This is a genomic window from Salinicoccus sp. HZC-1, assembly GCF_046736035.1.
Lineage (GTDB): Bacteria > Bacillota > Bacilli > Staphylococcales > Salinicoccaceae > Salinicoccus.
Genome location: NZ_CP177130.1, coordinates 2,122,591 through 2,146,550 on the forward strand (window position 1 = coordinate 2,122,591; position 23,960 = coordinate 2,146,550).

Annotated in this window: 23 protein-coding genes; 9 read left to right on the plus strand and 14 right to left on the minus strand. The window is 43.9% G+C overall.

Features of this window, described 5'->3' with window-relative positions:
- Positions 1-775: 775 nt before the first annotated feature.
- Positions 776-2,479: an ABC-ATPase domain-containing protein gene (locus tag ACKRAT_RS11125; RefSeq protein ID WP_411842470.1), complete on the plus strand. Its 1,704-nt coding sequence runs from the start codon at positions 776-778 to the stop codon at positions 2,477-2,479.
- A 135-nt stretch (positions 2,480-2,614) separates the two neighbouring features.
- Here ACKRAT_RS11125 and ACKRAT_RS11130 read toward each other — a convergent pair whose 3' ends face one another.
- The 5 genes from ACKRAT_RS11130 to ACKRAT_RS11150 form a co-directional block, all read right to left on the minus strand.
- Entirely contained in the window at positions 2,615-3,004 is a 390-nt protein-coding gene (locus ACKRAT_RS11130; RefSeq protein ID WP_411842471.1) for a DUF3021 domain-containing protein, read from the minus strand.
- Entirely contained in the window at positions 3,001-3,444 is a 444-nt protein-coding gene (locus ACKRAT_RS11135; protein ID WP_411842472.1) for a LytTR family DNA-binding domain-containing protein, read from the minus strand. The genes ACKRAT_RS11130 and ACKRAT_RS11135 overlap by 4 nt, the downstream gene beginning before the upstream one ends.
- Positions 3,445-3,468: 24 nt before the next feature.
- Positions 3,469-3,657, minus strand: coding sequence for a hypothetical protein (locus tag ACKRAT_RS11140; protein ID WP_411842473.1), 189 nt, complete (start codon positions 3,655-3,657; stop codon positions 3,469-3,471).
- Positions 3,658-4,017: 360 nt separating this feature from the next.
- Complete coding sequence (locus tag ACKRAT_RS11145; RefSeq protein ID WP_411842474.1) at positions 4,018-5,640, minus strand: FMN-binding glutamate synthase family protein; 1,623 nt, start codon at positions 5,638-5,640, stop codon at positions 4,018-4,020.
- A gap of 36 nt (positions 5,641-5,676) precedes the next feature.
- On the minus strand, positions 5,677-6,300 hold the full coding sequence (locus ACKRAT_RS11150) for an NAD(P)H-binding protein (RefSeq protein WP_411842475.1): 624 nt from the start codon (positions 6,298-6,300) through the stop codon (positions 5,677-5,679).
- A gap of 427 nt (positions 6,301-6,727) precedes the next feature.
- Here ACKRAT_RS11150 and ACKRAT_RS11155 point away from each other — a divergent pair, with 427 nt between their 5' ends.
- Positions 6,728-7,564, plus strand: a complete 837-nt coding sequence (locus tag ACKRAT_RS11155) for a YitT family protein (protein WP_411844450.1) — start codon at positions 6,728-6,730, stop codon at positions 7,562-7,564.
- A gap of 76 nt (positions 7,565-7,640) precedes the next feature.
- On the opposite strand, the gene ACKRAT_RS11160 is transcribed toward ACKRAT_RS11155, so the two are convergent.
- From ACKRAT_RS11160 to ACKRAT_RS11170, 3 genes are all read right to left on the minus strand, one after another.
- Positions 7,641-9,053 carry a YfcC family protein gene (locus tag ACKRAT_RS11160; protein ID WP_411842476.1) on the minus strand — a complete coding sequence of 471 codons (1,413 nt, stop codon included), beginning with the start codon at positions 9,051-9,053 and terminating at the stop codon, positions 7,641-7,643.
- A 328-nt stretch (positions 9,054-9,381) separates the two neighbouring features.
- Positions 9,382-10,167 (minus strand): SDR family oxidoreductase, encoded by a 786-nt coding sequence (locus tag ACKRAT_RS11165; RefSeq protein WP_411842477.1) that lies wholly within the window; start codon positions 10,165-10,167, stop codon positions 9,382-9,384.
- Positions 10,168-10,350: 183 nt separating this feature from the next.
- A complete protein-coding gene (locus ACKRAT_RS11170; RefSeq protein WP_411842478.1) occupies positions 10,351-11,136 on the minus strand; it encodes an SDR family oxidoreductase in 786 nt (261 codons plus the stop codon).
- 200 nt (positions 11,137-11,336) lie between these two features.
- Here ACKRAT_RS11170 and ACKRAT_RS11175 point away from each other — a divergent pair, with 200 nt between their 5' ends.
- The 4 genes from ACKRAT_RS11175 to ACKRAT_RS11190 all read left to right on the plus strand — a co-directional run bounded on the left by ACKRAT_RS11175 (position 11,337) and on the right by ACKRAT_RS11190 (position 15,356).
- Complete coding sequence (locus ACKRAT_RS11175) at positions 11,337-12,050, plus strand: DUF554 domain-containing protein (RefSeq protein ID WP_411842479.1); 714 nt, start codon at positions 11,337-11,339, stop codon at positions 12,048-12,050.
- 645 nt (positions 12,051-12,695) lie between these two features.
- Positions 12,696-13,445, plus strand: a complete 750-nt coding sequence (locus tag ACKRAT_RS11180; protein WP_411842480.1) for a hypothetical protein — start codon at positions 12,696-12,698, stop codon at positions 13,443-13,445.
- A 128-nt stretch (positions 13,446-13,573) separates the two neighbouring features.
- A complete protein-coding gene (locus ACKRAT_RS11185; protein ID WP_411842481.1) occupies positions 13,574-14,341 on the plus strand; it encodes an SDR family oxidoreductase in 768 nt (255 codons plus the stop codon).
- A 151-nt stretch (positions 14,342-14,492) separates the two neighbouring features.
- A complete protein-coding gene (locus tag ACKRAT_RS11190; RefSeq protein ID WP_411842482.1) occupies positions 14,493-15,356 on the plus strand; it encodes a patatin family protein in 864 nt (287 codons plus the stop codon).
- Positions 15,357-15,451: 95 nt separating this feature from the next.
- Here ACKRAT_RS11190 and abc-f read toward each other — a convergent pair whose 3' ends face one another.
- The 3 genes from abc-f to ACKRAT_RS11205 form a co-directional block, all read right to left on the minus strand.
- A complete protein-coding gene (abc-f, locus tag ACKRAT_RS11195; protein WP_411842483.1) occupies positions 15,452-16,906 on the minus strand; it encodes a ribosomal protection-like ABC-F family protein in 1,455 nt (484 codons plus the stop codon).
- 344 nt (positions 16,907-17,250) lie between these two features.
- On the minus strand, positions 17,251-17,589 hold the full coding sequence (locus ACKRAT_RS11200; RefSeq protein ID WP_411842484.1) for a TM2 domain-containing protein: 339 nt from the start codon (positions 17,587-17,589) through the stop codon (positions 17,251-17,253).
- A gap of 120 nt (positions 17,590-17,709) precedes the next feature.
- Positions 17,710-18,102 (minus strand): hypothetical protein, encoded by a 393-nt coding sequence (locus ACKRAT_RS11205; protein ID WP_411842485.1) that lies wholly within the window; start codon positions 18,100-18,102, stop codon positions 17,710-17,712.
- 245 nt (positions 18,103-18,347) lie between these two features.
- Between ACKRAT_RS11205 and ACKRAT_RS11210 the strand changes: the two genes are divergently transcribed.
- From ACKRAT_RS11210 to ACKRAT_RS11220, 3 genes are all read left to right on the plus strand, one after another.
- Positions 18,348-18,683, plus strand: coding sequence for a PadR family transcriptional regulator (locus ACKRAT_RS11210; protein WP_411842486.1), 336 nt, complete (start codon positions 18,348-18,350; stop codon positions 18,681-18,683).
- Positions 18,676-19,470, plus strand: a complete 795-nt coding sequence (locus ACKRAT_RS11215) for a hypothetical protein (protein ID WP_411842487.1) — start codon at positions 18,676-18,678, stop codon at positions 19,468-19,470. Before ACKRAT_RS11210 ends, ACKRAT_RS11215 begins: the two co-directional genes overlap by 8 nt.
- A 450-nt stretch (positions 19,471-19,920) precedes the next feature.
- Complete coding sequence (locus ACKRAT_RS11220; RefSeq protein ID WP_411842488.1) at positions 19,921-20,376, plus strand: GNAT family N-acetyltransferase; 456 nt, start codon at positions 19,921-19,923, stop codon at positions 20,374-20,376.
- A gap of 64 nt (positions 20,377-20,440) precedes the next feature.
- Here ACKRAT_RS11220 and ACKRAT_RS11225 read toward each other — a convergent pair whose 3' ends face one another.
- Genes ACKRAT_RS11225 through ACKRAT_RS11235 form a run of 3 tightly spaced genes read right to left on the minus strand, consistent with a single transcriptional unit; the run spans position 20,441 to position 23,952 of the window.
- The gene (locus ACKRAT_RS11225) at positions 20,441-21,553 is read right to left on the minus strand and encodes a glycosyltransferase (RefSeq protein ID WP_411842489.1); all 1,113 of its coding nucleotides are present in this window, start codon (positions 21,551-21,553) and stop codon (positions 20,441-20,443) included.
- 1 nt (position 21,554) lies between these two features.
- On the minus strand, positions 21,555-23,054 hold the full coding sequence (locus ACKRAT_RS11230) for a phytoene desaturase family protein (protein WP_411842490.1): 1,500 nt from the start codon (positions 23,052-23,054) through the stop codon (positions 21,555-21,557).
- A gap of 10 nt (positions 23,055-23,064) precedes the next feature.
- Positions 23,065-23,952, minus strand: coding sequence for a phytoene/squalene synthase family protein (locus ACKRAT_RS11235; RefSeq protein WP_411842491.1), 888 nt, complete (start codon positions 23,950-23,952; stop codon positions 23,065-23,067).
- Positions 23,953-23,960 lie beyond the last annotated feature (8 nt).

A 23,960-nucleotide genomic window follows, 5' to 3' on the forward strand; every position in this document is an offset into this window, starting at 1 on the left:
TCCTAGCGTGTGATTAGGATGTATTTTAATTACATTCAGAAAAGACAGTTATATGTTGTAAATAGAATACGCTCGAGTCTCCAGCTGAATATGAATAGACAGTATGATAAAATAATTTGAGTCATCTAGTTTACTTCTGTGCGACTAGCATGGAAGTAAACTAGATGACTATACCGATAACACCAAATAACCCCCAATCTACTACCATAGATTGGGGGTTTGGTGTGCCATGTTAAGCAACAATGTTTGATTACTCATATTATAGCACTTTTATTCTGATCTGTAAACGAACCCCTAACCTACGGACAACATAGGTTAGGAACTAGTTTATCATGTTCATTATATAAAATGACTGCTGGGTAGAAAATCAGTAATTACACCATATCTCCCCAGCAAACACAATAGTTATCAGATAGTATTTAACCAGAAGTGGTAACCAAGGTGCTGCGATTGTCTAAACCATTATAGGCACTACTGCGGTTTATGGAGTTGCTGTTGCACTTGCTAGGTACCCTTTTTCTATTTATTCATTTATACAAACTATTTTACGCTCTCTTAAATTTCACAAGTAGTAAGTATTATTATTCATGTAATGACCGTAATATAAATCGATATGTTGAAATGTATCATCGCTGATGCATATAGATGCTCACATCAATGCCTGTTTTTAATCCTCTCTGGGAATGCCTGAAACCATACCACTATAATTCAGTCCAATCCATTGTTAAACTTGTATATGTATCGTAAACACATAATTTCCAGAAGGAGCATATGTATGAAGAGTGCTAAACAACTCGAATCTGTACTGAATAACCTGGACGGGCAGAAATACGGTGCCTACAAGCAGCTGAAAGGCATTTATCAGTTCAACCGTTTCAAGCTCGCCGTCGACCACATCCAGGTCGATCCGTTTGCCCCTCCATCCAAGATGCGTATCATCATGGACCGGGAAACGGCAGGCATTCCAGCAAATTTACTGGATTCGAAAGATAAAATCATAGCAGTGTCAGATTTTTTGACGCGTACATTTGGAGAAAGCATACAAAAACAGAAGAATGCCACTGAAATGAACAGTAAAAATATCAAAATCCTGATTGACCGCCCCGGCCAGGAAATTCTGGAGCGGACATCCGTTGTCATTGGTGAAGATGAACTGGAAGTCCGGTTCGAAATTGGACTGCCGGCTGCAGGACGGAAGATTCTGGGCAGAGTGGCGGCCGTCATCATAACTGGGGTGCTCCCTGAAATTGCCGCCGATGCATTGTTCTACCGGAATCTTGACCAGAAAAGACTCCGGGAGCAGGTGGCCCTGATGCTAGATCAGGCACATATCCGCAGAGAACTGGATCAGAGAAACCTCGTCGCATTTGTTGCCAACGATGCCATCCTGCCCCGCCACAGTGGTATCTCGGATAAACCTTTGAAAGATGCGGTTCCATTCTCAAGTCCCGATGACCTCAAAGTCGAATTCAGCCTTCCAAGCGGACAGACGGTCACAGGCATGGGGATTGCTGAAGGGATCACCCTGATTGTCGGAGGAGGCTATCATGGCAAGTCCACTTTGCTTCAGGCATTGGAACGTGGTGTCTACAACCATATACCGGGCGATGGCCGCGAGATGGTCATTGTAAGGAGCGATGCTTCGAAGATCCGGGCTGAAGACGGCCGGAATATTGAAAAAGTGAACATCAGCACATTTATTAATAACCTGCCGGCAAAGAAGGACACCCGTGCGTTTTCAACGGAAAATGCGAGCGGCAGTACATCACAGGCAGCAAATGTGATGGAGGCACTGGAAGCTGATTCCCGACTTCTGCTGATTGATGAAGATACTTCGGCAACCAACTTCATGATCCGGGATGCCCGTATGCAGAAACTCATTGCACCGGATAAGGAACCCATCACGCCCTTCTCTGAGAAAGTGAAACCTCTTTACGATGAAAAGAATGTTTCAACCATCCTGATTGTCGGCGGCTCCGGAGATTATTTCGATGTCGCCGATCAGGTCCTGATGATGGATGAATACAGGTTGAAAGATGTAACTGATGCTGCAAAGGAAATTGCCGATGCAGATGTATACAGAAAAGCAGATATGTCAGACAACAAGTTCGGTGACATTAGCCAGAGGATTCCGCTGAAAGCCGGATTCACGAAGTCCGGCAAAGATGCCAGGCTGAAACCGAAAGCCCGGACTGTCATAATGTACGGCAAGGAACCGATTGACCTCAAGGGTCTGGAACAACTTGTCGATGAGAGCCAGACCAACTGCATCTCAGTGATGATCGATTATTTCAAGAACAATATCCTGGATGACAAAATGACATTATCTCAGGCGACGGACTGGATATATGATTATATAGAGCAAAACGGTTTAGACGCCATTTCCCCCTATTCCGGACACCCCGGTAACCTGGCACTGCCAAGAAAACAGGAATTCATCGGGGCGCTCAACCGCTACCGTGATTTCAGGATAAAATGATGACATCGGGCACTTGCCTTTTGTAAAACTGTATCAATATACGTAGGTGCAGATAGTTAAATGAAAGCGAGTTATAGAGTTACGCGGTTTAAAAAGCACTCTCTGAAACTGATCGGAGAGTGCTTTATCAGCATGCTATTTCTCATTCAATTTCTCATTGATTTTTTTGCTGTCAAGCAGGGAGAGAAGATAGAACGCAAGGAAGATAATGAGCATGATGACAAATATTGCACCGGCATAGAAAAGAATATCGGTCAGATTGATCGTTATCCATCCATTTAGCAATGCAATTGATGTAAATGCTGTGATACCAACTCCAAACTGGATCATTGCAACCAGTGACTCTGATATTTTTGTGTAGTATAGCGCAGAGGCAACACCTATGAGAGCAGAAGCAATCCATACAGAGATGATTTCTTTTGGTTGAAGTGTATCAAGCGGACCGACAACACCATTTAGAAGATATATAAAGCTGCCAAGCCCTATTGATATGAATACACTATTTAGTAGATTTTTTAACATCATATTCCCAGCCTTTCCTTTAATGCTGAAACGTAACGTCTTGAGATACTGACTTTCTTTCCATTTTTCATGCGTGCAATTAAATTCCCGGAAAATGAGGGTTCCACGCGGTCAATCATGTGGATGTTCAGCATCTCTGCCTTTGACACCTTCAAAAACGTTTCAGATTTCATTTCTTCCATCAGTGCACTTAAACTCTTTGACGTCACAATCTCACCGCTCTTCGTGTAGATAGTCAGTGTTTTATCCTGTACTTCTGCACAGATGACGTCTAACTTCTGTATCATCAAAAACTCTTCATCCGAGCGGATGACCAAATTCTCTCTGTCCGTCGTAAAGTGATCTATAAAAGATAAAACCCGCGCACCAGCTATTGCCGTTTTTGTGTGAATTTTGACCTCATCGTCATTCAGTTGTTCATCAATAATCAATTCCGCCTTCATAAAAATCCCCCCTTATCACTTAACTCATTTTGTAGAGAAGTTAACCATATTTGCAAGGGATTTTAATATAATCGAAGCAACCAGTATCAGAACACCAACTTTAACGATGAATTGCACAATGTCTGCTATTGGTAAGCTCATATCCGGATAAAGTGCTGCGGCGATGAAAAAGATAAATACACCAATGAATGTGTTTTTCAAACTTGTTTTCATAATTAGCATCTCCTTTAACTTATTGTGACTACAGTGTATAACGAAAAGATCAACTTAAAGGCACTTTTTCCGTAAGTGGCTGATAATTTTTCGCAACCGGTATATTTGATATATTTAACCTGCGTAAATAAGTATCTCTGGAAATAAAAACCCGCACGTAAGACCTGTGAGGCATCGCCTGAGCCTGTAGTCTCACGCTGATGCTGTCCCCATGGAGTCAAACGTACGGGTTTCATTTTTTTAATCAGGTATATTTTCTTTTTATAGAGATATGTCCCAGCCTTGGAAAATAGCAGTTGAAAAATTACAATATTTTTTTCAGTATTTTTTTCAGTGAAATCATTCAATCAGAGGTTTTCATTATTTATCCGGAAGATTTTCGACGTCTTGTTCTTTTTCTTCCGCTTGTTCAATTCGCTGCAGCATGCTGCCCACTGATGAGATCCGGCCCCGGTAGTCTTTATAAACCAGGTGCTTTCGTTCCAGTTTCGTCGGCGAATCCACGCCGGCCGCTGCAGCCACATTGAACAGTCCCGCACGCTGTGATGTTACATAGTTGGTGACGCGGTGACGCTTTTCATCCACGATTAAACCTGTCTGCAGCTCTGGGTCTGTCGTCGCCACCCCGACCGGACAGGTATTCGTATGACATACTTCAGCCATAATGCAGCCCACGCTAATCATAAAGCCGCGTGCGATATTAATGAGGTCCGCTCCCATGCCAAGTGCAATGGCCGCTTTATCCGGAGTGATCAATTTACCGGAGGCAATCAATTTGACGCGGTCCCTGATACCGTACTCACGGAGCAATTCATCAACAATCGGCAAAGCCGTCATAATTGGCAGACCGACAGAATCCGCAAGTTCCTGATAAGTCGCGCCTGTTCCGCCTTCGCCTCCGTCGATTGTGATAAAGTCGGGTCCTTTATCAGAATCTCTCATTATTTGTACCATCTCTTCAAGTTTTTCAATATCGCCAACCACAATTTTCATACCCACTGGTTTCCCGCCGACTTCACGGAGTTGTTCGATAAAATCGAATAAATCCGGAAAAGACTCGTAATCGACAAAACGGTTCGGGCTATTGACTGTCTTACCCGGTTCAATTAACCGGATTTTAGCAATTTCTTCAGTGACTTTCTGACCTTCTAGATGACCGCCCCGGGTCTTGGCCCCCTGGGCAAGTTTGACTTCAAAAGCTTTCACTTGTTCCATTTCGGATTTTTCCTTGAACGCTTCCCATGAAAATTCACCGGCAGTTGTCCGGACACCGAATAACCCCGGTCCGATCTGCATCATCAAGTCAGCATTACCTGCCAGATGATGGTCGGATATTCCACCTTCTCCCGTATTCATCCAAGTGCCGCCTGCAGCAGCCAGGCCTTTTGACAGCGCTGTAATCGCCCGTTCCCCAAGAGCACCATAACTCATCGCAGACATTCCCACCTGCCCTTTAATATGGAACGGTTGCCGGCACTTCCCTTCTCCAAGAACCACCGCGTCTTCATCCCGCAGAAAATACGGATCAATCTGCGCTTCCTCGTGGTGCTCTTTCCGGGAAAAGAGCCCTTCATTGTCAATAACATACGTATAAGTATTTGTTTTTTCTGTATTATCGAGTTTCATTTCAGTCGAAAGTTTCGGGAATAAAGTATTCCGTATATAATAGCCATCTTCCTCAAAATCGCGGTTAGAACCAAAGCCCAGCAATCGTTCATTGTATTTTCCTGCTTTAACCACGTCTTGGTATTGCAGTCTTGAAAATGGCTGCCCTTCATTGTCATCTGCGAATAAGTATTGTCTCAGTTCCGGACCCACGTGTTCCGTCATGTACCTTACACGTCCAAGCAGCGGAAAGTTCCGCAAAATCGCATGTTGTTTCTGGCGATCGTCTTTTTGATATATATATGCCATGTAGGCAAGCGGCGCCGCTATTGAAGTGCTCATGATAGCTGACGGTAAATATTTTGTGATTTTTCCCATAAGGACCACCCTTCAATTTTTACTATTATTGATATATTACAAAGAATCCAGGGCTTCTTTTATCGAGGTATCCCCTGCAGTAATATCGAATGCCTTCTTGAATGTATTCTGATTGTCGAGCGCTTCTACAAGAACGGCAGCCACATCTTCATAAGGGATCTCGTCATTACCTGCCGCAATTGTCTCTTCTGCAGTTATCATCCCTTTTCCCGGCTTGCTGACCCTCTTTGCTGTCCGGATGACTGTATAGACTAATTCGTTCTTTTTTATCCATTCTTCCGGCTCATCCTTTTCACCCGTTTCTTTAGATTCCTCGGACTCGTCTGTGCGGACGGGGCTTAAATAAACAACACGTTCGATTTTCTGTCGCTGCGCTTCCTCAAGCGATTTCCTCACTGTGCCGTAATCAACGAGTGTCTCCTGATCTTCGCCTGCACCCAGGCTGGAACCCGCCATGTAAATAATTGCCTCTGAGCCTTCGATTGCGCTGGCGATACCCTTATCTTTAGAAATTATCACATCAGTTGCTCCAAGCATCTTCAGCTCTTCCGCCCTGTTCTCAGTTTCCGCAATGGTCACGATTTCATGATCTTTTTCAGCAAGCTTTTTTAAAACATGCTCACCCGCGCCTTCATTACCGCCAAAAACAAATACCTTCATCCAATCCCTCCTCTTACTAACATACTTATATTCTCTACTTCCCTATTCGATTTTGTTGAAACACTTGATAATGAACTTAAAATCATCATCTGAGTCATCAATATTTCTTTTAGCAGATGAGTCCAATCATTTCATTTTCCGGCATAAAAGCACCTTCAAAAACAGGATAATTTTATTTCGTCATAGTTCTGCCATTATTCAATTTACAGCTTGGAAAACGCTTACCTCTAAGCGTAACAAACCCCTTGGGCAGCAAGGGATACAGGTATAGAATTCTGTAAATTAGGAATATAGATAAAAGAGTTGTAATTTGCCATCATTTTCTAGTATTATGAATCGGTGCTACTCAAGCGCATATAAGGAGGGGATTGTAATGATCAGAAAAGGACTCGGTAAAATTAATTTTGAAAAGATAAAAATATCCATGATGCCAAGGATTACACTACAGACATTGATGAACATAGCTGCTGTCATATTGGGAGCTTTCCTCTTTTCGATTGGTGTAAATCTATTCATGATTCCAGGAAATCTGGGGGATGGCGGCGTATCAGGACTTGCAATCATAATCCTATATGCGTTTGATATCTCCCCGGCAATTTCCACGCTCGTACTCAACGGCATCCTGCTCATTATTGGATTCAAATTTCTTTCAAAACGCGGGATGTACTATACAATATTTGCAGTGATCATGATGTCAGTGTTCCTGGGACTTACGCAAACATGGGTCGTGGAGACGAACGAAGTGATGCTCAATGTCATATTCGGTGGTCTATTCCTCGGATTGGGCAATGGCCTTGTCATCCGGATCGGGGCAACAACAGCAGGATCGGCGATACCCGCGAGAATCGCCAATAAATATCTCGATATAAAGATAGCGAATGCCGTATTGATATTCGACCTCATGGTCATTACAATCGGTCTGACGGTACTGACGATTGAACAGGTGCTTCTCACCGTCGTAGCCATGTATATCAATGTAAAAGTCATGGACTTCATGATAGAAGGTATGAATCCGAAGAAGGCCATCACGATCATTTCGAAGCATCCGGAAGTACTGAGCAAGCTGATCAACAGTGAAATCGGACGCGGTGTGACCATGCTGAACGGCAAAGGGTTCTATTCCAGGGAAGAGAACGACATTCTCTATGTCGTCATCAGTAAATCCAAATTGACCAGGCTCAAACGTCTGATCCAAAAGTACGATGAAAATGCGTTCGTTGTGGTAAACGATGTGAACAGCGTACTTGGAAGTTCCTTTGTATAGATATATTCGATAAAAAACAGGGTGCAGAATCTTAAGTAGAGATTCTGCACCCTGTTTTATTTTTCATATTTTGGTTCTAGAACGGTCCCCACTGGATCAAGTGGGCGATTACCAGGGCTACTGCCCCGACACCGTACACCATGAGAAGAAACGGCCAGATGAATTTGAGCCAGTCCGTATATTGAACTTTGGCAATGACAAGTGCCGCCATGAAGTAGCCTGAAGTCGGATAGAATATATTCGAGAAGCCATCCCCCAGCTGGAATGCCAGCACAGCATTCTGTCTGGTCATTTCCGTGATGTCCACGACACCGACCATGATCGGCATGGTCGCAGCTGCCTGTCCGCTTCCCGAAGGAATCACGAAGTTGAGCAGCCCCTGTGTGATCATCATCATCACAGGCACGAGGTTCTCAGGAATCGCAGTGATGAGGACACTGATCCCATATACGACCGTATCCAAAATCTGTCCATCTTCGAGAACGATGGAGATTGCCCGGGCGACACCGACAATGAGTGAGCCGAGGAGAATATTCCTGATGCCGTCATTGATGGACTCGGCAATCCTCGACGGTCCCATTCCGGCGATCAATCCACTGATGATGCCGGCGAACAGATAGAAACCGGCCAGTTCCGTGAAATACCAGCCATGGACAAGCACGCCGTAGAACATGCCGCCGAATGATAGTACAAAGGCTGCCGTTGCGATTTTTGTTCGCATGCTGACCGCTTCCTGCTGGATATCGTCCGTATCGTCGATGAAGTCTGAAGCCGGGACCTCATTGGTTTGAAGCGTCTTCGATGGATCATTCTTCACTTTATTGGCATAGCGCAGAACGAAAAGAATGCCGATGGTCAGCATGACAGTCAGGAGGATCGCCCTGTATCCCATGCCGGAATACAGTGGCAGTTCAGCGATCGCCTGTGCCGTTCCCAGGTTTGCAGGCGCCGTCAGGGCGATTGCGAATCCGGTGACGGTCGCAACAAGCGTCGTTGCAGCTGCAGTGATCCTGTCAAATCCGAGTCTCAGAAACAGCGGCAGCAGTGCCGGCAGGAATATCAGGGAAGATTCTATATTCCCTGTAACCGCAACGAAAATGGCCAGTGGCACCATCACTGTCGGTATAATCAGCAGGCCTTTGCTTGAAAATGATTTCGACAGATAATTGATGATCAGTCTGATGATACCGGCATCCTCCACTATTTTAAACAGTGCACCGATTGCCATGATACCGAAAATGATCTCTATTGTTGCGATGACACCGCGTGGCACGGCCGTCATATATTCCATGAAGCCGACAGGTGTCTGTTCCACACCGCCATATGTACCCTGTACGATCATGTCCACACCATCGACCGTTTCACGGTCATAACTACCCGCCGGAACAATATATGTAGCAATCACACCGATGGTGATCAGAGCGAATAGAATGACGTAGATATGTGGCATGGTAAATCCTTTTTTCTTAGACGAGTCCTCTTTCGCCATTGAAATTCATTCCCCTTTCCCTATATGGATTTAATGGATATCATGAAACGCAACTTCGCATAATTTTCACAATATTCCATATATGTATATCAACCTACTACAGCCTGCATACAAAGTAAATATACCTTCTCTAATTAATGGTGTCTTTTGTAACAAACAACGATTATTTTTAAGCTATGGACCCGGCGACATTAATTGCTGTCATTTGAAAAGTTTCTCCTTTGGTATATCGCCAGCATAAAACATCCCTCTGCCGATCGGCGGAGGGATGCTCTTAATTTCTAACCTGTTTTATCGAAAATATTTTTTGACTTGAACTGACAGAGTTCTATATTTCAATTTCCCAGTTCTTCTTTTCCTCTTTACGCATATTCTCTGCCGTATCTTCAGGATATGCGGTCCGGAACTTATGGTGGTCCTGCGGAATGACTTCCACCATCTTATCGATCATCATTTGAGGATCAAGCTGATTCTCCAGCCCCTGTTCACTTTCTTTCAACTTATCGACGGAAGTATGATGCTTGTCTGCATCGAACCATTCCCATTTCTCTTCCACTGCCCTGTCGTTGAATCCGGTATCAAATGGGCCGGGATTGATCGTGGCGACCTGTACGTTGAATTCTTCCATCTCCTGTCTCAGCGACTTGGCGATGGCTTCCAATGCATGTTTGGAAGATGCATAGAGGCCTTTATACGCAGAGGCCATCGTTCCGGCCATAGATGACATGAAGATGATCTTACCCTGCCGCTTCTCCACGAAATGCTCCGCTGCGATCCGCGCGGTTTCGAGCGTACTGAATACGTTGACTTCGAATAACTGTCTTAAAGCCGACATCGGCACTTCCCAGATCGGGCCGCCTTCATTGACCGCTGCATCGGCCACGAAGATGTCATACTCATAGCGTTTCATGCGTTCCCGGTCGTCCGGGTTCGTGATATCCATCTTTACGATCTCCAGCTCTACGCCTGCCGCCCCGGCCGCTTCCTTCAACCCAGTCACCTGAGGATGATTTTCAACAGTCGCAATGACCTTATGCCCTTCTTTCGCCAGTCCGATTGCTGTTCCTTTTCCAAGTCCGGAACCGGCACCTGTTATCATGATGGTTTTTCCCATTTATAACTGCCTCCCTAATTGTTGATGATGGTTATCATCTTCCCTTATCACGCATACATAAACGCAGGTGCAGACTTGAAATCGATTTCGACATCAGTTAAAAATTACAGAGAATACAAAATAAAGGAAGCGAAAAGCATGCGCTTTCCCCCTCCCTTATTTTGTATGAGTATCCATTAAACGTTATATCTCGATTTCCCAGTTCTCTTTTTCCTCTTTACGCATATCTTCTGCCGTATCTTCCGGATAGACCACCCGGAACTTATGATGGTCCTCCGGGATGATTTCAACCATTTTATCAATCATTGTCTGTGGATCCATCTGATGCTTCAGACTCTCTCCACTGGCTTTCAGCTTATCGAGAGAAGTATGATGCTTGTTTTCATCGAACCATTTCCAATTCGCTTCCACAGCCCTGTCGTTGAATCCGGTGCCGAACCGATCGGGGTTTATGGTGGCAACTTGAACGTTGAATTCTTCCATTTCCTCTTTCAAGGCTTTTGCGATGGCTCCCAGGGCGTGCTTGGAAGATGAATAAAGCCCTTTATAGGCAGAGCTCATTTTCTCAGCTTTGGATGACATGAAGATGATTTTCCCCTGCCGCTTACTGACGAAATGCTCTGCTGCAATGCGCGCAGTTTCCAAAGTGCCAAAGACATTGATCTCGAATAATCTTCTGATATTTTCCATTGGCATTTCCCAGATCGGGCCGCCTTCATTGATTGCAGCATTGGCCACGAATATATCATACTCATAATCCTTCATGGATTCCCGTTCGCCCGGGTCTGTGATATTCATCTTGAATATTTCCAAATCCATACCTGCATCCTGTCCTGCTTCACGCAGTTCATTCATCTGGTCTTCATTTTCAACAGCAGCAATGACCTTGTGTCCTTCCTTTGCCAGTCCAATCGCCGCGCCTTTTCCGAGTCCGGATCCCGCCCCTGTAATCATGATGGTTTTCCCCATTTATAACTGCCTCCCCGAGTGTTGATGATCATATTATTTTTCCCTTTTCAAACTTTCATAAACGCGTCCGAAATTACCATTTAGTGTTGAAACTCCCTTTGACAATCCGTGAAGCCAGTAATATCCTTATACTAATCAAAAGTAATCAGAACATTTTTTACAATCATATTGAACTCACATCACAGAAATGAGGGAACAAAATGCTGTCACTTCTCGGTACTGCCGTGAATGCCCTGGCAATCATTGCCGGCAGTTTCATCGGCCTCTTTTGGCGCAACATCAATGAAAATATGAAAACCACCATCATCCAGGGGCTCTCGATCACCGTCATCGTCCTGGGTATCGATATGGCATTAGAGAGCAACCGGATTATCATCATCGTGGTCAGCATTGCGCTCGGTGCGATGCTTGGAGAGAAATGGCAGATTGAGGAGAAGATGAACCGTTTCGGCATATGGCTCGAAACGAAGACCGGTGCGAAGGAAGGCGGTGTGGCGGCGGCTTTTGTCACGGCGACACTCGTCTATGTCGTCGGTGCAGTCGGCATTGTCGGTGCGCTGGACAGCGGACTGCGGGGCGACCATACGGTGCTTTTTACGAAGTCCCTGATTGATGGCATCATGTCCATCTTCCTGACATCGGCTCTCGGCATCGGCATCATCTTCTCCGCCGTCCCGGTATTTCTGTTCCAGGGATCCATCACGCTTTTCGCCGCCCAGATCGACCGTTTCATCCCACCGGATCTGATGGACCAGTTCATCATCGAAATCACCGGCGCTGGCGGCGTCATGATCATCGCTATCGGTCTCAGACTGCTTGGCATCCTGAACATCCGGGTCGCCAACCTGCTTCCGGCGATTCCGATCATCATGCTGATCGTGGCGGCACTGTATTACTGGACACCCATCGGTTAAGAAAGAAATCAGGACGTTACAACGGATGTAACGTCTTTTTATTATCCTTAATATCCTGTCATAAACTAGATATACATCTTTCTGAGATTTTGATACTTCAACAGAAAGAATATTTAAAAGCTTTGAATAGTACATTTTTATATCGGTTCCCCACTGGCATTGCATTAATTTATATTCATCACCGTCAATACACGACTTAAATTAATGCAGCGTTGGAGACTTTATATAAACATTCCTTTTCTACATCTCCAGAACAAAATATCAAACCGAATTTTCTTTTCTAAGAAAAATTATATATCCTAAAGAAAAAATCAGCTGTTTTTTTCCTTTTCACTTCAAGTACGATTCTTCAAAGTTAAAAAATATTAATGTTGTCTTCCCTGTGGAAATAATCCTGGAAGAAAGCAACTGATAAACCATTACTACCTTAGATAATTCAATTCTTTTCACGCTTCTGTTTAACCGAACATATGTTCGTGTTATAATAAAAATATGTCGGGTGACATTGAAAAATATGGTGTTGAAAGGAGTATGCGAAATCAACCATCAAAAGTTCCCCTGCCGGAAACTCGCACCGGAAAAAGGGACAAGCATCAAAAGACTCTTCAAAGAAACTTTCCACCCTACAGCAATGGAGGCTAGGCTATGTTCTATAACCTAATTTATTTTAATGAAGACCTATACGATACCTACTATACATTTGCCAATGCCGGCCAGGCGGTTCAGTTCACAGAGATAGAATCCCAGACGGATAAAGGCGGACAGCTTGGGTTCAATGATACGCATGTTGGTTTGGGCAGATCTTCCGTCATCAAGGGAGAGATCATCAATAATGCGGCATCGAAACTCATCAGTCTCGAAAAAAGCCTCGTAGACAATGACTTCTATGTGGATTTTGAATCAGGGGACTCTTTAAGGCATATAGAGGATCTGAGCAGACGGATGATATTCAAGGCAACGCTGCCTCTTGTGATACATGACACATTTGATATGTATGATATGACCCGGTTGATGAAGGATGAGTTGGAACGTGCGGAGTCTATAAGTGCAAAGCCGGATGACACCGAACTGTCCAACATAGATTTCGATAAGATTAAACTGCCGGTCTATAATGCTCAGATGGAAAAGGTGATTTTCAGTAAAATCCATAAGAATTGTCTGCTCATCGAAGAAAATGAGTTCGATGAACTCGGTGAAGATAACATCATACTCGCCAAAGTGAAGAAAACCTATGAGAATCAATTTATTCTGTTCGATCCTTTGAAGGATCTCATAAACCTGAATAACAGTATGCGGAAGGAACTGGAAAAAAGCATTGGGAATCATCAGTCGCTTGCCCCTATCACAATGACTGCAGAGGCGATTGAAATTGAAATCATAGCCATTTACAGCTGAAGGACTTTATTCCTCGAAAACTTCTATGCCCTAATAATAGACACTTTGTGACATATATTTGAAATCGTTTACATTACCACAAGTAAGGCATAAAATAAAGATAAACTATAATATGAGGAGAGATAAGAATGGCAAAACTTGAGGGTAAGGTTACGATTGTTACAGGTGCAGCATCCGGTATGGGCAAGGCGATTGCGAAACTGTATGCCAGGGAAGGTGCGAAAGTCATTGTTGCGGACTTTAATACCGAAGGTGCCGAAGCTGTCACGAAGGAAATTACTGACGACGGCGGCACTGCCAAAGCAGTGAGCGTCAATGTATCGGATGCAGCACAGATAGAGAGTATGATCGATACAGCGATCAGTGAGTATGGTGAGTTGAACATTCTCGTAAACAACGCAGGTATCATGGATGGATTTGAGCCGGTCGGTGAAATTACGGATGAAAAATGGGATCAGATTTTCGATGTGAATACAAAAGGCACCATGCGTGCAATGCGTAAAGCGGTCAATTACTGGCTGGAGAATGAAAAAGAAGGCGTCATCGTCAATACGATTTCAACAGGCGGCTTGAATGGCGCCCATGCCGGTGTCGCTTATGGTGCATCGAAACATGCGGTTGTGGCACTGACCAAAAACACCGTTTTCATGTACGCGAAAAAAGGCATCCGTGTGAACGGCATCGCGCCGGGTGCGGTTGAAACGAACATCAGCTCCAGCATGAGAAACATCAGTGAGTTCGGCATGGAGCGTGCAGGATTGACGCAGGCAGTCATCCCGCGTACAGGCAAACCGGAAGAGATTGCCGAAGCCGCACTGTTCCTCGGTTCAGAGGATTCAAGTTTCGTAAACGGCACGGTCCTTACAGTTGATGGCGGATGGACAGCCGGATTCTGAAAGACAAATAAGTTTAATCACCTGCCCTCCTACAACGGGGCGCAGGTTTTTATTATGCAAAATGATTATGCACTGAGTGAACTTACGAATTATCCGTCAGTCTGTTAGAATTATTACTTACATGAACTATTATGAATTGAAGGTGCAGAAAATGACAGACACAGGACTGGTCCTCGAAGGCGGCGGCATGCGCGGTTTATATACAGCAGGGGTGCTGGAATACTTTATGAGTCGGAATCTTTATTTTCCATATGTAATCGGCGTCTCTGCGGGCGCCTGCATGGGTGCTTCATATGTTTCAAGGCAGCCCGGCAGAAATAAAAAAGTGAACCTGGATTTTGTTGAAGACAAACGCTACATATCACTGTCCAATTATGTAAGGAAACGCGAACTTTTCGGTATGGACTTCATATTCGATGAAATACCGAATAAACTCGTCCCGTTTGATATCGATACCCTGATCAAAAGCCCCGAACAATTTGTGATTGTAGCGACAGATTGCGAGACCGGCGAACCCCGCTACTACGAGAAAGCTGAGAATTATAATAACATCCCTGAGCTTTTGAGGGCCTCAAGTTCCCTGCCTTTTGTCGCATCAAGTGTCGAATACAATAACCGCAACCTTATGGATGGTGGCATTTCAGATCCCATTCCTATCAGAAAAGCCCAGGAGGATGGGTTTGAAAAGAATGTGGTCATTTTGACGAAACCCAGAGGGTATTTCAAAAAACCGAGCAGGATGTCGAAAATCCTCAAGTATAAAGATCATCCGATGATTAATGAGAAGCTGGGAGTACGCTACAAACATTATAATACAACACTCGAATATCTGTATGACCAGGAAGAACGGGGCAACGCCTTTGTAATGGCACCAAGCAGGACATTGAAAGTGGGAAGAACCGAAAACAATAAAAAGCGATTGGAAGACTTATATGAACTTGGCTGGAATGATGCGAAGGAACAGTATGAGAAACTAAAAGGTTTTCTCGAAAACGATCATGTATCTACTAATTAATATCTATAAAAAACCGCAGGGAGTCCTTTTTCTGGACTCCCTGCGGTTAATTTTGTCTTATGGAATCATTTGAGTGAACAACTTAAACGATTCATTTACTTTATCCTATTAAGTTTCTGCTCCTCGATTTTGTATATACTGTCGGCAATCCTTTCCACAAAGTATTTGTCATGTGAAGTGATAATGACTATCCCTTCGTATGCGTTGATGAATGTTTCCAAAGCTTCAATCGTATTCAAATCTATGAAGTTTGTCGGTTCATCCAGAATGATGACGTTGGACGGTTTAACAAACAATAAAGCCAGTGACACTCTTGTCGCTTCTCCTCCACTCAGGTTATGCAACGGTTTCGTCACTTCGTCCTGATTGAACCCGAGGTTTTGCAGAATGCTTCTCACCATCGGTTCCTGAAACTCCGTCCGCTTCATCAAGTATTTTATAACCGGTTCATTGGTGAACATCTTATAATCCATCTGTCTGTAACTTTCCATTTTGACTTTCGGTGAAATCTCCATACCCTCGGCATGATTCATAATATCCTGCAGCAGGCTCGATTTACCCGAGCCGTTATTTCCTGTGATTGCGATTGTCTGTCCCAAAGGGAACTGGAAATTTACTTTGTCCAACAATATCTTGTCGCCGCGCTGCACAGTGATACTCTGTCCCATGATCGGGAACTTGTTGTGGATCTCCATCGTTTTAGAAAGCGGGAACTTCAGTTGGATCCTGTCAACGGTACGTTCCACTTCATCCAGTTGGCCGATCCTCGATTCAATGGACTTGGCAGCTTTGAACACCTGTTTCTGCACAGTATCCTTCTGTTTGCTCGAGCTCAGACGGTCCGGTTTTATATCCTGTTTTCTGTTTTTATCGCCACTCATCTTACCCGCTTTTTCCATCTGTTTTTGAGCCGCATCTTCCAACCGTTTCTTCTCGATGATAAAATTTTGATACTGGCGTTCCTTCTCCAGTTTTTCCTGTTCTTTCTGAATTTCATAATCATCATAGTTACCGGCGTATTCTTTGACGGTACCCTCTGACACTTCCCAGATTTTATCCGCAATACTGTTTATAAAATGACGGTCATGGCTGACAAATATCAACGTGCCGAAATAATACTTCAATTCTTCGATCAGCAGGTTTACACTGTGCTGATCCAGATGGGTTGTGGGTTCATCCAGCAGCAGTCCGAGCTTATACTCCGACAATGCCTGTGCCAAGCGGAACTTCGTCTCTTCCCCGCCGCTGAGTCCCGTATTATCCGGCACATCCAGGCGGCTTAAGAGTTCGAAGTTGAAATTCTCATCCACCCGGGTATCCAGTTCATCGATCTGTGCAAAATAGTTGAAGTCCGTTTCCGACTGGACACTGCCTTCAAAATCCTTGAACTCCCCTGCAATGATTTTGAGCAGCGTGGATTTCCCTGTACCGTTCGCTCCGATGATTGCGATCTTGTCGTTCATATAGGCAGACAGCGCTTCTATGCTTAATATATCCTTATTGCCAAAACTCAAATCAATATCTTTTAATTTTACTGATAGATCATTCATTATAATTTGCACTCCTTATGAGCCTGCAAACTATATTTTTGAACACAAAAAAGAGACAGCCTTATGCTATCTCCCAGTGTTTTTATAGGATCATCCTGAAAATGGACATACTGACCCCTCTAGAATATAGTTATAGCAAGACTTTTGAATATTTTTTATTAAGTTAGCTATTCAAAAAAGTCTTCCAAATTCTAGGGATACCCATCTTCAAGACCTCCTCCGTGTATTTGTTGTTATTTTACCATATTCCAGTTGGAAAATTAAGAAGGAATTCTTCCAGTCTAATTTAATCGACTCCTAAAAGAATCATAGCTTGAGCCTTGATAAAAAGATTCAGATCAATATTATGCTCTTCCCAATCCTAAATTGGCCATAATTTCTCTTTCACGCGCCTCATTTATTTTATCTATTCGTCCACTGATCAGGAATGCATCAACTAACACCCAAATGCCTGTAACAAACAGAGACATCCCGAGAGTTAAAATAGCTCCAATTACTGTAACTGCTGCCATGGCTGTACCATAACCAATATCTCCCATGTAAAACCTATGAGCACCAAAGCCGCCCAGGAAAAACCATAAAATAAATGCTATACCTTTTGTTTTTTGCACCCTATCCATTTCACTACTCAAAATAGTTAGATCTCTTGTAGATAAATCTCTCTTTATATGTAAATTGGACATACTCTACCTCCTTACGATAAATTCTGTTATATAGATTATACCATAAACAAATATTGTAAAATATAACTTTCTTATACTTTCAAAATTAATAGCATCCAGAGTCATTTAAATGAATATTAATTAATTGATTTTATCTGCCTCTTCCAATCCCGATACATCAAATGCCTGCTCTTTATCGTCGAATCTTGCAAGAGCGCTCACTTTTTGATCTTCAATCACCAGTACTGTGTAGACCTCCTGTTCCCCTTTTACTGAATCATCCTCATTCAGCCATGTGCCGTGCTGCCCCATTATGGCTTTATTGTCACGGGCATATGCTTCGAAGTTTTCCAGTTTCAGGTTTGCCCTTTCCATCCACTCTTTTAAATCTTCCTTGTTGAGTGTTGTAGTACCTTTAGGTCCATGGACTTCCAGTTCTTCAGATGTGATTGACGCCAATCCTTCAATATCCTGGCTGTTACAAAGTTCGATCCATTGTTCTGCGATTTCAATCGTTCCCTGGTGCATATCCATATCACATTTCTCCTTTTTTATTTCTCTACCCTTATAAAGGTATTCCATCACTAAAACGGCAACTATATATGAAAAACTTATCAGATTTTTAGATATAATCTGAAGGATATTATCGGGCGGTTATTTTATCCTGTCAGAAAAAGTATGCAATTTCCATCCCTCTACTATCTTTTAATATAAGATAGTTGACAACTACATTATAACGCACTATATTATATAGTAAGATAGTTAAAAGGAGGTAGGAAATGTCCGTTTCCGACCAGATTATGAAAGGTCTTCTAGATGGCGCGATTCTCGCATTGATTGCTGAAGGTGAGACATATGGATATAAAATCACTGAAAAACTGAAGGAAAAACAATTTCCTGATATCAGCGAAGGCAGTATATACCCCGTCCTGCTCAGATTAAGTAAAAAAGGATATGTTTCAACACGGATGGTAAAATCAGAAACCGGCGGCCCAAAACGTAAATATTACAGTATCAGTAACAAAGGAAAAAAAGAGTTGGATATTTTCAGTAAAAAATGGACTAGATTAAATCAGGGTATGTCCAACTTATTAGGAGGCTATAAAAATGCTTAGTAAGAAATCCGAGAGGTTTTTAAAAGAGTTTCGAATTGAGATGATGGCGCGTGGGAAAGATGATGAGTACAGAGATGAATTGGAAGAAGAATTAAGAGATCATCTGACGTTGGCGGAACAAAATGGCGACTCTTTAGAAAGTGTAACCGGTGGATCGGTAAAAAATTATATAAAAACACTATCGAGTGAAATACCTGAAACGAATCATCTGAGAAGAAATTTAATGCTGCTGCTCGTATTTTTAATCGGTATGTTCACCATTCCAACATTAATCAGCGGCAGTTTCGATTACACCCTGTCTATGCTGTTATATTATATCAGTATCGCTCTGCTCGGCCCGATTCTTTTTTATACTGTCATTAAATTTGTTTTTATACATTACACCAACCTTCAAACTGCAAAAATCGATAAAATGGGTATTTTTCTGTGTTTTGTATATGCATTATTTTATATGGCAATATTAGTTGGCGGATTGTTTTTAGCCGGAAACTATCCAGTATATGAGTTTTTCCAGTCATCACCACAGATAAATAGAACAATTGGATTTATCTTACTTGGTATTTTTGTCGTGGTCACACTATTCATGAAAAAATGGTTCTATGCATTCTTAATCATGGCAATTAGTCTTCCTGATACTATATCTCAAATTTTTATCGGTAGTGATCCAACAGATGAAAACTATTTAATTGTATCTGCAATTTTACTGTTAGTAATAAGCGTGATAATAATCGCAGTACTTTTTTTCAATTCTAAAAAAGAAGATAAAAAAAGCAGACAGAATGAATAAGCTGCAGATAGATGGTTCCGCTGATTACTAGGATCATCTTTTAGATCACCAACTACATCCGCACCCTATAAAATGATAATATATTTAATAAAACTTATGAAAAACTTTTAGTAAGAGGCACTGTGAATTCATTAGCCAAACGACACCGTGCCATAAACATCATATACCCATGGTACATTTACAGTATCATGGGTATATGATGTTTATGGCCGGGAAATATTAGCGGAATCTAAAGAGATTAATCTGACTAAGACGGAGAAAAATATTTTTCCACTTGTCTTAAAATATGAATCAAACATTCATATAACTCACTCACCCATTAAAATCAGAATGGTATATAATAAAGGCAATGGGCATTTTTATTATGTGGCGGGCAGTTTGAATGATATCGGCCGTAAGGAAAAATCCCCGATATTCTATACCCTCATAACAATTATAGGAGATGGTGATATGGAATTCAGAACGGCGTCCATCGAGGACCTGCCGGACATCGTAAAACTGCTGGCTGATGATGCGCTCGGGCAGACACGGGAAACATACCTGGACCCTTTGCCGGATGAATATATCAAGGCATTTGAAGCAATGGAAAAGCAGGAAGGCAACCAGATTATCCTGGCCGTGGACAACGGAGAGGTCGTCGGGTGTCTGCAGCTCACTTTCATTCCAACTATCGCGAGAGGCGGCATGACCCGCGCTCAGATCGAAGGAGTGAGGGTCAAAAGATCACACCGGAAGAAGGGCATCGGCCAGGCGATGTTCGAAGAGGCGATTAGGCTGGCCAGAGAATATGGCTGCGTACTCGTCCAGCTGACGACTGATAAAAAACGGACCGATGCACATGGTTTTTATGAAAGACTCGGTTTTAAAGTGACCCACGAAGGGATAAAACTGGATCTGTCTCTATAGGTCCGTGCTGATATATGAATGCCCAGGAAGCCCATGAGCACTCCGGGTATTTTAAATGTTGTAATTACATTTTCTTCTTCAAGTCGATATCCCTGCCCTTCCATTGCACTTTTTTACACACGTATGTCTGTACAAAGGACAGACCGTATATACAGAAGAAGAATAAAATATATACGGGATGAATCAGTGCATGATACCATCTGATGCTGATCAGCCTCTGACCGAGCCGTTTGAATTGGAATGCGTATGCCAAATACACCAGCACGCCGATCAGACTGTAATCCTGGACCCAAATCAATGTGGCGATAAGATACAGGAACGCACTGATTGAACCGCCCATCCACAGCATGATCAAGGTCATTATTGAAAGCTGCGTATTGTTGGAGCCGATGGCAATATGCTTCTTCCAGCCGTTTATCAGCTGCCTGGTGCCTTCCGGATACATTCTGAATTGAAGGGTTCCGCGCCCTAAATATAAAATAATCGGGAGATTGGCGCTGTTATAGGCTTGGTGTATGCCCATGCCTTCGATAATACTGTCTTTTGCGGCTTTATGGGCCGCTGTTTTGAAGTAATCATTTCTGTTTGTCATGATGAACGGGCCGAATACGGAGTCGGTATGCATTTTTTTATGGAATTTCGAAAATATGTTCATGCCCACGACCGTTACAATGTTAAAGAGGACCGAGAACGTCTCATATGGCTGTTTTGTCTGGTGGAACGGCTGGACAGAAAGTACGCCCCGGCTATTCTGCCGGGCGTACGCTGCACTGATATGTGCCAGCGCGTGTTCATCATGGAATTCGGTATCCGCATCCATAAAGATAAGGTTTTCATAACACGCATGCCCGGCACCGGTGTGGCAGGCATAACTTTTCCCCTGCCACTCCCCTTTTGGCACATCAACCACTTTTGCATCATGTTCAATGGCCGTGTCTTTTGTGCCATCTGTCGAGCCGTCATCCGCCACGATGATCTCGATTCTTTTGAATTTCTGCCGGTGGATACTGCGCAGCAGCTTGGGCAGATTATGCGCTTCGTTCCTTGCCGGAATGATGATGCTTACGGCGTCTTCCTTTTCAGGGCGATGCTTTTTTATAAACCGCGGGGCGGCAAACATCAAATAGCCGCAGACCAGAGAGAGTAAGATGGCCGGTAATAATATAATATGCCACATGCTATATTGTTCCTCTCGCCGCTTTTGTAATCATGGCACCGACCTGCTGCCCGCTCAGAGTCACCATCGGCATGCCGCCGCCCGGATTCACCGTGCCTCCCGCGAAGTACAGGTTCTCTACATGCTGTGCGCTTTTAGGATGCTTGAACCCCTTATTCTTTTTGCGGTCTGATACAGTGCCGTAAATGGCGCCGTGGTCGGAATTATAAAGCGACTCGATATCATGCGGCGTCAGCATGTATTCGGTGACGATATGTTCCCTTAAACCTTCGAGGCCCATGTCCTCCAATTTGGTCAGGACCCTGTCCCTGAACTTCATATAGTCCGCCTTCGTATATTCTTTTTCCTGCAACGGTGGAATATGAGGCAGTATCTTCAGATTTTCATGAGACGGCGGTGCCTGTGAAGCATCCGTCTTGTTCGTATTCACGACATAGATTGTAGGGTCTCCCGGCAATACTTTCTTATCGAATACTTCTTTGTAATTCTTCTTTGAATCTTTTGAAAAGAAGAAGTTATGGTGCCTGAGCTGAGGGTACATATGGTCCACGCCGAGATGGAGGACCAAGCCGGAACTTGCCGGTTCGAGTTTCTTCTCCAGTTTGTTCAGGTTTTTGGGCGGCGCATCCAGAACATGCCTGTAGAAAGGCAGCACTTCCATATTGGATACATAGTAGTCCGCCTGTACTGTTGTCCCGTTTTCCAGAACAATGTACTGGATGCTTTTCTGCCCATCGGTGATCGCTGTTTTTATCGCCTGGTTCGTATGTATCTCCACTCCGATGTCTTCTGCCAGCTGCGTAATGCCTTCCGCCAGCCGATGCAGGCCGCCCCTGACATACCATACACCCTGTTCGTGCTGCATATGGGCCATCATATTCAAAACGGCCGGCGCATCGTAGGCACTCGACCCTACGTATTTGATGAAATAACCGAGCATATCCCGCATATATGGATTGCTGATCCGCCTATCTATCCCCTGCTGCATGGTGGAAAAATAATCGAACCCTTTGAGCGCTGTCAAAGGTCCATGGAATTTGATGATGGACCGGATATCATCGAAGCCTTTTTCGAAATAGCCCGGAAGGGTCAATCGATCAATTCCTTTTGCGTACATAAGGAATCTTTCATAGTCTGCCATGTCTTTTCGGCTCAGGTCCGGATTCTCATGCGCCATCTTCTCTAAATCGCTGTATAGGTCAATGGATGTCTTATCCGGGAAAAAGGACCGCCACTGCAGAGGAACCGCTTCAATCTCCACATAATCCGACATATCCCTGCCGCTTCGTGCAAACAGGCGCTCCATGATGTACGGCATGGTCAGAAGGGACGGGCCGAGGTCAAAGCCGAAGCCATCCTGTTCATGGCGGTTAAGCTTTCCGCCCAGATGGTCATTCTTTTCGTAAAGCGCGACATCAAAACCATTCTGTTTCAGTGTGATTGCTGCCGACAGGCCGCCTAAGCCGCCGCCGATGACGATTGCCTTTTTGTTCTCTGACATAATCGACCTCCTACCCATCCTTGAGATTCTCTATGAAATACTTCTCTAGATCCCTGATTTTCATCTTGCGTGCAAGCGGCACCGCATTGCGTCTATTGAAGCAGTCATAGTCATTGTTCCGCACTTCACTCAAAATCTCCCGATACACGGACAACGATACCAGCAGCGGCAGACGGGCCTCTTCTTTATAATGGATGATTTCTGTTCTGAACTCATCATAGAGTCTTTCCGCTTCAGCGCCCAGATGTTCCCATACATCGATGAATGCGGTATTTATTTCTGCATTTTCAATTTGTTTCAGGCTGCAGCCATACCGTTCGAGCAGGTCGGCAGGGATATATACACGGCGGTGCGCCTTAATATCTTCACCGACATCCCTCAGAACGTTGGTGATCTGCATGGCCACTCCCAGCTTTTCAGCCTTTTCCTGCCGCTCTTGTGAACAGTCATTGCTGAGAATCGGCAGCAGCAGCCGCCCCACCGATCCGGCTACATAATTACTGTAGGCAACCAGGTCATCCAGGCTTGCCGGCTGTTCGAAATGAATATCCATCTGCTGGCCTTTAATTTGGGAATAGAGCATTGAAGTATCGATATCATAGCGGTTCCTTACATCATCCAGTGCGCGCCACATCGCATCATCCGGTACTGTGCCCCCGATAAAATCATCAAGCTGCCTTTTCAGCCGCTCCAGGTTTTCCATCCCCGCCGTTTCGGTCCCGGCATGGTCTATCGCATCATCCGCCCTGCGGCAAAAAGCATAGACCGCATAGACGGCATCGGCATCATCCGCCGGCAGGGATGAAAAAGCGTAATAAAAACTTTTGGAGTACTGTTTTATTACCGTCTGGCACTGGTTATAATCACTTTTTAACGAGGGGGTGAAATCATTCATCATTTCCACAG